The following is an 8,923-nucleotide window of genomic DNA, read 5'->3' as shown; positions in this document are numbered from 1 at the left end:
AGCCCCACCTCACCCACTGCCCTTGCGGCTGCTGCGCAGCCGATTGATAAGTCCTTGCGTCCTGTCACCGTCTCATGCTGATGCAGTTCTGCAATTGACAGATCAACGCCAGCAGATCAGGGATGACCCGGGCCTGACAGCCGATTTGCCGGCCGCGTAGCGGACGGATGAGGCTGGCAGGCTCGGGTCAGCCCTGATCCAGTAGAGAGATGATTTGCCAGTGGATGAGGCTGGCAGGTTTGGGTCAGTCCTGATCCATCAGCGCTGCACAGTGCATCGGAGCTCCAGCATTACGAGCACCGACCCATGGTCAATTGTGCAGACGATGGACGAAAATAGCCATATTGCAGTTTGCTCGCTGTACTGCACGCCGCCCCACCATCTGTATGACGAAATTCGAGACCCTGGTCACTGCTGCGACTACCAGTCCGGTCGATGTTCTTCATGCCAGATCTCTGCCACGCCTGAGTCATTTTCCAACATGCGCCTGCTGCATTACCTCGAAATCGAAAACTTCAAACGCTTCGGCGACCGGCAGCGCATCGAGTTGGAACATCCAGCGGTGCTGATCGGTCCCAACAACAGCGGCAAGACCAGCGCCATCCAGGCGCTGGCCCTGTGGTCGCAGGCGGTTCGGACCTGGTATGAGGCGCGCAAGACTTCGTCGGCCAAGGAGCGCACCGCCACGGCGCTCAACCGGCTCAATATTGTCGCGGTGCCAGTCCAGCGCACGCGCTTCTTCTGGCACAACACGGCGGTGCGCACCGGCAGCAAGGATATCGCGCTGACCATCACCGTTGGCGTCGAGTTTCGGGGCCAGGTTGTGAGCCTGCCGATGCGTTTTCGCAACCAGGGTGATGAGCTGGTCTATTGCACGCCTGCCGAGTCGGTGGTTGCCAACCTGGAGTTGCTGGCACATGCGGCCAGTATCCGGGTCGAGCTGCTCTACCCGATGTCGGGTCTCGAAACCGAAGAGGCCATCCTGCAGCCCGGTCGCATCGATGTGCTGCTGGGCCAGGGACAGACGGCGCAGGTGTTGCGCAACCTGTGCCTGATGGTGGCCAGGAACACGCCCGATGATTGGAGCCGCATCGTGACGCTGATGCAGCGGCTGTTCAATGTCACGCTGCAAACGCCGCAGGAAACCACGCGCGGTGCCATCGAGCTGCGTTACAAGCAAACGAGCGTGCGTGAGGCGCTGGATGTGTCCTCGTCGGGTCGGGGGTTTCAGCAGATGCTGCTGATTTTTGCTTATCTGTACTCGCACAAGCGCAGCGTCTTGCTGGTGGATGAGCCCGACGCACACCTGGAAATTCTGCGTCAGAAGCAGGTGTATGTCTTGTTGCGTGACATTGCCTCCGAGAACCAGTCGCAAGTGGTCATGGTCACCCATTCCGAGGTCATTCTGATCGAGGCGCTGGACAAGAACCTGACGCTGCTGATGGAGGGCAAGGCCGACGACTTGGCACGCAAGCTCGACATCAGCAACAGTCTCAAGCATTTCGGTGCCGATCACTACATCAAGGCGCGCGAGCGCGGCTATGTGCTGTATGTCGAAGGCGGCACCGATGTAGACATGCTGCGCGCGCTGGCTGAGCGCCTGCAGCATCCGGTCGCAGCGGTCTGGGACGAGCGCATCAATTCTTTTTACGTGCAGAACAACTACCCTGACCGATCGCTGGAAAGCGAACTGGAGCGGGTGGAGGGCGGTTTTGGTGTCACGCCGCGTGAACATTTCAAGGGCTTGTCGGAACTTCTGCCCCGGCTCAAGGGGCTGGCCATTCTGGATAACGACGGACGCGACCGGCAGGGCAGCGTTGAGGGACGTCTGACCTTGAGCTACTGGCGCCGCTACGAGGCCGAGAATTATTTCGTCACGCCCGATGTGCTCAGGCGTTACGCCTTGGCGCAGCATGCCGGTCTGGAGTTGTTTTCCGGTTTCGAGCCCGAGATCGACGAGGTGCTCGATGCCTTGGTGCTGGAGCGTGTGTTCGAAAGCATCGAGGCTGACTTTCAGGCTTGGAAGCAGGCCCCTGCGGAAGCCGCACGCATAGTCTGGGAGGCCAAGACCAGGCAGATCAAGCTCAGCAGTTTTGCCGAAGAATTCTTTCGACGCTTGGCCGCACGCCTAGGCGGCAGCATGTTGCTGACCAAGGGCGAACTGCATCGTCTGATGGACGTGGTGGATCCCAGGACGATTGCCGCCGAGGTGAGCGAAAAGCTTGATTTGCTTCAGGGTCTCTTTCAAGCAGCGGCCCCACATGTCGAGATTGAATCCATGACACCGTGAACCATTGAAATCGCAACGGCGCTGACACGGCAACCAAATGCCTGGCTCGTATGCCGAGGCCATATCAGAAGATCAGGGTTGACCCAGGCCTGACAGCCGATTTGCCGGCCGCGTAGCGGACGGATGAGGCTGGCAGGCTCGGGTCAGCCCTGATCCATTAGAGAGATGATTTGCCAGTGGATGAGGCTGGCAGGCGTGGGTCAGCCCTGGTCCAGGATAAAAGCTGATCAGAGATCCAGCGTCACCACCACCGGCGCATGGTCGCTCGGCTTGGGCCATTTGCGCGGCGCGCGGTCGATCGCACAGGCAGTCACCGAGGGCTTGATTGCCTCGCTGATCAGTATATGGTCAATGCGCAGGCCCCGGTTCTTCTGGAAGCCCAGCATGCGGTAGTCCCACCAGCTGTAGCTCTTGGGCAGCTGCTCGAACATCCGGTAGCTGTCGCTCAGGCCGAGCTCGAGCAGCTCGCGGAACTGGCGCCGCTCGGCGCTGGTGTGGTGGATGGTTTCGCGCAGGCCCTCGGGGTCGTAGCTGTCGCGGTCCTCGGGCGCGATGTTGAAGTCGCCCAGCAGCACCAGCCTGGGGTGTCGCGCCAGCTCGTCGCGCAGCCATTCGCGCAGCGCATCGAGCCACTGCATCTTGTAGACGAACTTCTCGCTCTCGGGGTCCTGGCCGTTGACGAAATAGCCGTTGACGACACGCAGCGGGCCCTGTGCCGTCTCGATGGTGGCGGCGATCACGCGCGACTGCTCGTCGGCGTAGCCGGGAATGTTGCGCACCAGGTCGGTCGGTTCGCTGCGCGAGATCAGCGCCACGCCGTTGTAGGTCTTCTGGCCGAACCAGGCCGCCTGGTAGCCGGCTTGCGCAAAGGCGTCTGCCGGGAACTTGTCGTCGCTCAGCTTGAGCTCCTGCAGCGCGAGCAGGTCGACCGGATTATCGGCCAGCCAGTCCAGCACCTGGGGCAGGCGCACGCTCAGGGAGTTGACGTTCCAGGTGGCTAATTTCATGATCAGGAATTCTTTCGGAAGCAGGGATTTCTATCGTTTCCAGCGCTCAGGGCCGGGGTCTGGATCTGGCTCCAGCTTCGTGGCAGCGGCTCAACGCAGCAGGCAGGCGCGAATCCGCTCCACGGTCTGCTCGACTGCGGCGTGGCGGCCCACTTCGAGCCCCAGGTCGCGCGCGATCGCGTTGACCTTGGCCGGGTTCAGCGGCAGGCCGCCGCGGTCGACGGCCTCGATCAGCGCGCGGGCTTGCTCGATTTCAGGCGGCAGATCGCTCTGGGTGCCACGCCGCCAGAACCAACGGAATCCGAATTTCATGGGAAACGATTTTGCCGCATGATAAGCGCAGGGCCGCACCGCGGGAAACCGGACCGGTTCGGCCTGTGAGCCTGTCGGGCAGGGCGTATCATCATGCCCTTCAGCGGCTTGTCGCGCAGGCGGCCGCGCACAAGGAACCCCTATATGAGCGACTACGATCTGACGGCCCAAGTGGCCAGTGATGTGCAACGCGCCCTGGCCGAGGATGTCGGCAGCGGCGACCTGACCGCCGAGCTGGTGCCGGCCGAGCGCCAGGCCACCGCGACCATCATCTGTCGCGAATCGGCCGTCATCTGCGGCCGGCCCTGGGTCGACGAGGTGCTGCGCCAGGTGGCACCCGGCGCCCAGGTCAACTGGCTGGTCGACGAGGGCGGCCGTTGCGAGCCGGGCCAGAAGATTGTCGAGATCACCGGCAGCGCGCGCGAGCTGCTGACCGCCGAGCGCACCTGCCTGAACTTCATGCAGACTCTCAGCGCGGTCGCGACCAAGACCGCCAAGTATGTCGGCGAAGTCGAAGGCACGCGCGCGGCCATCCTCGACACGCGCAAGACCATTCCGGGCCTGCGCGTGGCCGAGAAATACGCGGTGCGCTGCGGTGGCGGCAAGAACCACCGCATGGGCCTGTACGACGCGATCCTGATCAAGGAAAACCATATCGCGGCCGCCGGCGGCATCACGAATGCACTGCGCGCGGCGCAAAAGCTGGCTGACCGGGCCAGCTTCATCCAGGTCGAGGTCGAGACGCTGAACCAGCTACAGGAAGCGCTCGATGCCGGCGTCAAGATGGTGCTGCTCGACAACATGGACCTCGACACGCTCAAAAAGGCGGTCGAGCTGGCCGCTGGCCGCATCAGCCTCGAGATCTCGGGCGGCGTGACCTTCGACGGTCTGCGCCAGCTGGCCGAGACCGGGGTCGACCGGATCTCGGTCGGCGCGCTGATCAAGGACGTGCAGGCCATCGACTTCTCGATGCGCTTCCAGGACAAGCCGGTCGAGCAGACTGCCTGATGCGAGCAAGGGGCCGTTGGGCCCCTTGTTGTTTCTGCCGTGGCGGCAGCAGGCTGGCGGCGTTTCAGCGCTCGTAGGTGGCGAAGTCGTAGCCCAGGCCGCTGGCCGAGACATGGGATTCGCGCGCGGTCTCGCGCCACTCCGGACCCAGCTCGGGCGCATGGGCGTCGCCCTCGTAGTCGCGGGCGATCTCGGTCACGATGACGCGCTGCGCCAGCGGCAAGGCCTGGGCGTAGATCTGCGCGCCGCCCATGATCCAGAGCTCGGCTGGCGGGGCGTGTAGCGCGGCGCAATGCGCCATCGCCTGATCCAGGCTGGCCAGCGCCAGCGCGCCCTCGGCCTGCAGCTGGGCGGCGGTGGCGGCGTCGCGCGTCAGCACGATGTTGAGCCGTCCGGGCAGCGGGCGGAATTTCGCGGGTAGCGATTCCCAGGTCTTGCGGCCCATGATGACCGGCCAGCCTTGCGTGTGGCGCTTGAAATGGGCCAGGTCTTCCGGCAGATGCCAGGGCATGGCGTTGTCCTTGCCGATGACGCCGTTGGCGGCGCGGGCATAAATCAGATTCAGTCGCATCGGGCGATTGTCCCATGGTGCCGTCACGACGGCCAGGTCGCGGTTGCCGGCCTGGCGGTGGTGGCATGATCTTCAGCGTCAGATCCGAATCAATCGCGTCAGAATACGAATCCATGAACACAAGTCTGCAAGCATTGCTCGGGCTGCGCCTGCCCGTCATCCAGGCGCCGATGGCCGGCTCGCAAGGCAGCGCGCTGGCGCTGGCCGTCACGAACGCGGGCGGCCTGGGCTCCTTGCCGGCCGCGACGCTGAGTCCGGCGCAGCTGCGCGACGAGCTCGAAGTCATGCGCCGCGCGGCGCAAGGGCCCTGGAACGTCAATTTCTTCTGTCACCGCCCGCCCGAGTCCGACCCGCAGCGCGAAGCCGTTTGGCGCGCGGCGCTGGCCCCGCTCTGCGCCGAGGCCGGGCTGCCCGCGCCCGAAGGGCCGGCCATCGCGGCGCGCGCGCCCTTTGACGCCGTGGTGGCGGATCTGGTCGAGCCGTTCCGCCCGCCGGTGGTGAGCTTTCACTTCGGCCTGCCGGCGCCGGAGCTGCTCGCGCGCGTCAAGTCCTGGGGCTCCAAGGTGCTGTCGAGTGCGACCACGGTTGATGAAGCACTGTGGCTGCAGGCCCATGGCGCCGACGCCATCATCGCCCAGGGCCTGGAGGCCGGCGGCCACCGTGGCATCTTCCTGGGCGACGACCTCACGACCCAGCTCGGCACTTTCGCGCTGCTGCCGCAGATCGTGCGCGCGGTCGAGTTGCCGGTGATCGCGGCCGGCGCCATTGCGGACGCGGCGGGTGTCGCGGCGGCGCGCGCGCTCGGCGCCTCGGCGGTCCAGGTCGGCACGGCCTATCTGCTGTGTCCCGAGGCGGGCACCAGCGCGCTGCACCGGGCCGCGCTGCAGTCGGCGCAGGCGCAGCACACGGCGCTGACCAATGTCTTCACGGGCCGGCCGGCGCGCGGCATCGTGAACCGCGCCATGCGTGCGCTCGGCGCTGCTGGCAACTCGGGCGGCTGCATCAGCCGCCAGGCACCGGCTTTCCCGCTGGCAGCCACGCACCTGGCGCCGCTGCGCGCCTGGGCCGAGGCGCAGGGGCGGGACGACTTCACGCCGCTGTGGGCTGGCCAGGCCGCGTCGCTGGCGCGCGCAATGCCGGCGGCCGATCTCACGCTCGTGCTGGCCGACGGCTGGCGCGACTGACGCAGCCTGACAGGGCTTGCGCAGCGCAGTCATCTGAGCTGGCGCAGGCTTGATGCCTGACCCGCGCGCTGCTCAGCGCCTGCTCAGAGCCCCCAGCGCGGGATCGCGTGCTGGCCGTAGCTGATCGAGATGTTCTTGGGCTCGGTATAGGTCTGCAAGCTCCAGTGGCCGCCGTCGCGCCCGAGGCCGCTGGCCTTGACGCCGCCAAACGGCGGCCGCGGATCGCGCGCGCTCTGGCTGTTGACGTAGCAGACGCCAGCTTCCAGTGCTGCCGCGACTCGGTGCGCGCGGCCGGCGTTCTCGCTCCAGACATAGCTGGCCAGGCCGTAGGGGCTGTCGTTGGCCAGCGCGATCGCATCCGCTTCGTCACGGAACGGCAGCAGGCAGGCGACCGGGCCGAAGATCTCCTCGCGCATGATGCGCATGTCGGGCCTGACGTCGGCGAACACGGTCGGCCAGACGAAATTGCCGTCGCGCACCGCAGCGGCGACTTCAGGCGCGTAGTCGGGCCGTTGCACGCCGCCGCACAGCAGCGTCGCGCCTTCCTGCAGGCCGAGCTCGATGTAGCCGCGCACCCGCGCCAGATGGCCCTGGCTGACCATCGGCCCGATCACGGTTGCCGGGTCCATCGGATCGCCGACCGCGATGCGCTTGGCGCGTTCGACGAAGCGGCGCGCGAACTCGTCGAAGATGGACTGCTGTACCAGGATGCGGCTGCCGGCGGTGCAACGCTCGCCGTTGATGCTGAAGATCATGACCAGCGCGGCATCGAGCGCGCGCTCGAAGTCGGCGTCCTCGAACACGATGAAGGGGCTTTTTCCCCCGAGCTCCATGCTGTATTTCTTGAGCCCGGCGTTGCGCACGATCGCGTTGCCGGTCGCGGTCGACCCGGTGAAGGACACCAGCCGCACGTCGGGGTGCGCCACCAGCGGTGCGCCGGCCTCCCGGCCATTGCCCTGCACGATGTTGAGCACGCCGGGCGGCACGCCGGCTTCGAGCGCCAGCTGGCCCAGGCGCGCGGCCGTCATCGGGCTCAGCTCGCTGGGCTTGAGCACCGCGGTGTTGCCAAAAGCCAGGCAGGGCGCGACCTTGGCGCTGGCGGTCAGCAGCGGCACGTTCCACGGCGCTACCAGCGCGCAGACGCCGACTGGCTGCAGCAGCGTGTAGTTCAGGTGGGTCGGCGTCGGGTGGGTCTGGCCGTCCATGCGCGTGCAGAGCTCGGCATAGTGGTGGAAGCTGTCGGCCGCGCGTGGCACCAGGTTGGCGCCGGTCTGCGCGATCGCCTGGCCGCAGTCGGCGGTCTCGATCCGGGCCAGTTCGGCCTGGTCGCGCGTGATCAGCTCGCCCAGGCGGTGCATGATCCGGGCCCGTTGCGCCGGCGGCGTGCCGGCCCAGGCCGGGAACGCCGACTTGGCCGCGGCCACTGCCAGGTTGACCTCTTCGGCCGATCCGGCAGCGACTTCGGCCAGCTGCTGCTGGTTGGCGGGGTTGAGGCTCTGGAAATGCTCGCGACCGGCGACTGTCTGGCCGTTGATCAGATGGGGGATGCGCATGGAATGTCCGGTGGTGGCGGGCCGTCTCGGCGGCGGCTGCCTGCTAGGTAACCGTATGGTAACGGAGCCCCTGCCGATTGCTGCCCGCCGCAATGCTGGAACAATGTGCCGGCAGTTCCCTGCCATCCCGCATCACTCCCACCCACAACAGAAAGAAGGCGCAGCACCATGGACCTCCAGCTTCAAGACCAGCATGTATTGATCACCGGCGGCAGCCGTGGCATCGGGCTCGCCTGTGCGCGCCAGTTCCTGGCCGAGGGCGCCCGCGTGACCCTGGTCGGGCGCGACAGCGAGCACCTGCAGGCCGCGCGCACCAGCCTGCTCGAGCAGCATCCCGGCCGCGATGACGCCATCCGCCTGCTGAGCGCCGACCTGCGCGACCCAGCGGCTGCGCAAGCCATGGTCGAGCAGGCCCAGGCCGCCGCGCCCGCTGGCCTGGGGCCGGTCGATGTGCTGGTCAATTGCGCCGGTGCCGCGCGCCGCACCCCGCCCGACGAACTGGGCCCGGCCTCATGGCACGAGGCGATGCAGGCCAAGTTCTTCAGCTACCTGCATGTGATCGACCCGCTGATCAAGCAGATGGCCGCGCGCGGTCGTGGCGTGATCGTCAACGTGGTCGGCATGGGCGGCAAGGTCGCCAGTCCGATTCACCTGCCGGGCGGCTCGGCCAATGCGGCGCTGATGCTGGCCAGCTCCGGCCTGGCGGCGGCCTATGCCGGGCAGGGCGTGCGCGTCAATGTCGTCAATCCGGCCCAGACCCGGACCGAGCGGCTCGACGAGGGCCTGCTGGCCGAGTCCAGGCTGCAGGGCATCACGCCACAGCAGGCGCTCGATCGCATCAACCAGCGCCACCCGATGGGCCGCATCGCCGAGCCGCGCGAGATCGCCGACGCGGTCTGCTTCCTGGCCTCGGCGCGCGCCAGCTATGTCAATGGCGCGGTGCTGTCGATGGACGGCGGCCTGACGCCGCTGGTGGTCTGAGAGCGTGTTCAAAGTCT

8 protein-coding genes are annotated in these 8,923 nt (G+C 66.5%); 4 read left to right on the top strand and 4 right to left on the bottom strand.

Annotated features, from left to right (window positions below):
• The first annotated feature begins 325 nt into the window (after window positions 1-325).
• Window positions 326-2,290, top strand: a complete 1,965-nt coding sequence (locus C6P61_RS16950; protein ID WP_244908991.1) for an ATP-dependent nuclease — start codon at window positions 326-328, stop codon at window positions 2,288-2,290.
• 227 nt (window positions 2,291-2,517) lie between these two features.
• Here C6P61_RS16950 and xth read toward each other — a convergent pair whose 3' ends face one another.
• Window positions 2,518-3,297 (bottom strand): exodeoxyribonuclease III, encoded by a 780-nt coding sequence (gene xth / locus C6P61_RS16945; RefSeq protein WP_105731081.1) that lies wholly within the window; start codon window positions 3,295-3,297, stop codon window positions 2,518-2,520.
• A gap of 90 nt (window positions 3,298-3,387) precedes the next feature.
• On the bottom strand, window positions 3,388-3,609 hold the full coding sequence (locus tag C6P61_RS16940; protein WP_105731080.1) for a hypothetical protein: 222 nt from the start codon (window positions 3,607-3,609) through the stop codon (window positions 3,388-3,390).
• A gap of 144 nt (window positions 3,610-3,753) precedes the next feature.
• On the opposite strand from C6P61_RS16940, the gene nadC reads away from it, so the two are divergent.
• Window positions 3,754-4,617: a carboxylating nicotinate-nucleotide diphosphorylase gene (gene nadC, locus C6P61_RS16935; protein WP_105731079.1), complete on the top strand. Its 864-nt coding sequence runs from the start codon at window positions 3,754-3,756 to the stop codon at window positions 4,615-4,617.
• A gap of 64 nt (window positions 4,618-4,681) precedes the next feature.
• Here nadC and C6P61_RS16930 read toward each other — a convergent pair whose 3' ends face one another.
• A complete protein-coding gene (locus tag C6P61_RS16930) occupies window positions 4,682-5,188 on the bottom strand; it encodes a dihydrofolate reductase (RefSeq protein ID WP_105731078.1) in 507 nt (168 codons plus the stop codon).
• Window positions 5,189-5,301: 113 nt separating this feature from the next.
• Here C6P61_RS16930 and C6P61_RS16925 point away from each other — a divergent pair, with 113 nt between their 5' ends.
• The gene (locus C6P61_RS16925; RefSeq protein ID WP_105731077.1) at window positions 5,302-6,372 is read left to right on the top strand and encodes an NAD(P)H-dependent flavin oxidoreductase; all 1,071 of its coding nucleotides are present in this window, start codon (window positions 5,302-5,304) and stop codon (window positions 6,370-6,372) included.
• 83 nt (window positions 6,373-6,455) lie between these two features.
• Here C6P61_RS16925 and hpaE read toward each other — a convergent pair whose 3' ends face one another.
• Entirely contained in the window at window positions 6,456-7,925 is a 1,470-nt protein-coding gene (gene hpaE, locus C6P61_RS16920; RefSeq protein WP_105731076.1) for a 5-carboxymethyl-2-hydroxymuconate semialdehyde dehydrogenase, read from the bottom strand.
• Between the two features lie 168 nt (window positions 7,926-8,093).
• Between hpaE and C6P61_RS16915 the strand changes: the two genes are divergently transcribed.
• On the top strand, window positions 8,094-8,906 hold the full coding sequence (locus C6P61_RS16915) for an SDR family NAD(P)-dependent oxidoreductase (protein WP_105731075.1): 813 nt from the start codon (window positions 8,094-8,096) through the stop codon (window positions 8,904-8,906).
• The last annotated feature ends 17 nt before the right edge of the window (window positions 8,907-8,923 follow it).

This window comes from Malikia spinosa (genome assembly GCF_002980625.1).
In the GTDB taxonomy this organism is placed as follows: Bacteria; Pseudomonadota; Gammaproteobacteria; order Burkholderiales; family Burkholderiaceae_C; genus Malikia; species Malikia spinosa.
The sequence above is the reverse complement of the archived record's forward strand: the minus strand, read 5'-3'. Positions and strand labels throughout refer to the sequence as shown.

Excerpts from the sequence above, each read along its gene's own strand:
- C6P61_RS16950 (WP_244908991.1), top strand. The coding sequence starts at position 326 with ATGGACGAAAATAGCCATATTGCAGTTTGCTCGCTGTACTGCACGCCG.
- xth (WP_105731081.1), bottom strand. The coding sequence starts at position 3,297 with ATGAAATTAGCCACCTGGAACGTCAACTCCCTGAGCGTGCGCCTGCCC.
- C6P61_RS16940 (WP_105731080.1), bottom strand. The coding sequence starts at position 3,609 with ATGAAATTCGGATTCCGTTGGTTCTGGCGGCGTGGCACCCAGAGCGAT.
- nadC (WP_105731079.1), top strand. The coding sequence starts at position 3,754 with ATGAGCGACTACGATCTGACGGCCCAAGTGGCCAGTGATGTGCAACGC.
- C6P61_RS16930 (WP_105731078.1), bottom strand. The coding sequence starts at position 5,188 with ATGCGACTGAATCTGATTTATGCCCGCGCCGCCAACGGCGTCATCGGC.
- C6P61_RS16925 (WP_105731077.1), top strand. The coding sequence starts at position 5,302 with ATGAACACAAGTCTGCAAGCATTGCTCGGGCTGCGCCTGCCCGTCATC.
- hpaE (WP_105731076.1), bottom strand. The coding sequence starts at position 7,925 with ATGCGCATCCCCCATCTGATCAACGGCCAGACAGTCGCCGGTCGCGAG.
- C6P61_RS16915 (WP_105731075.1), top strand. The coding sequence starts at position 8,094 with ATGGACCTCCAGCTTCAAGACCAGCATGTATTGATCACCGGCGGCAGC.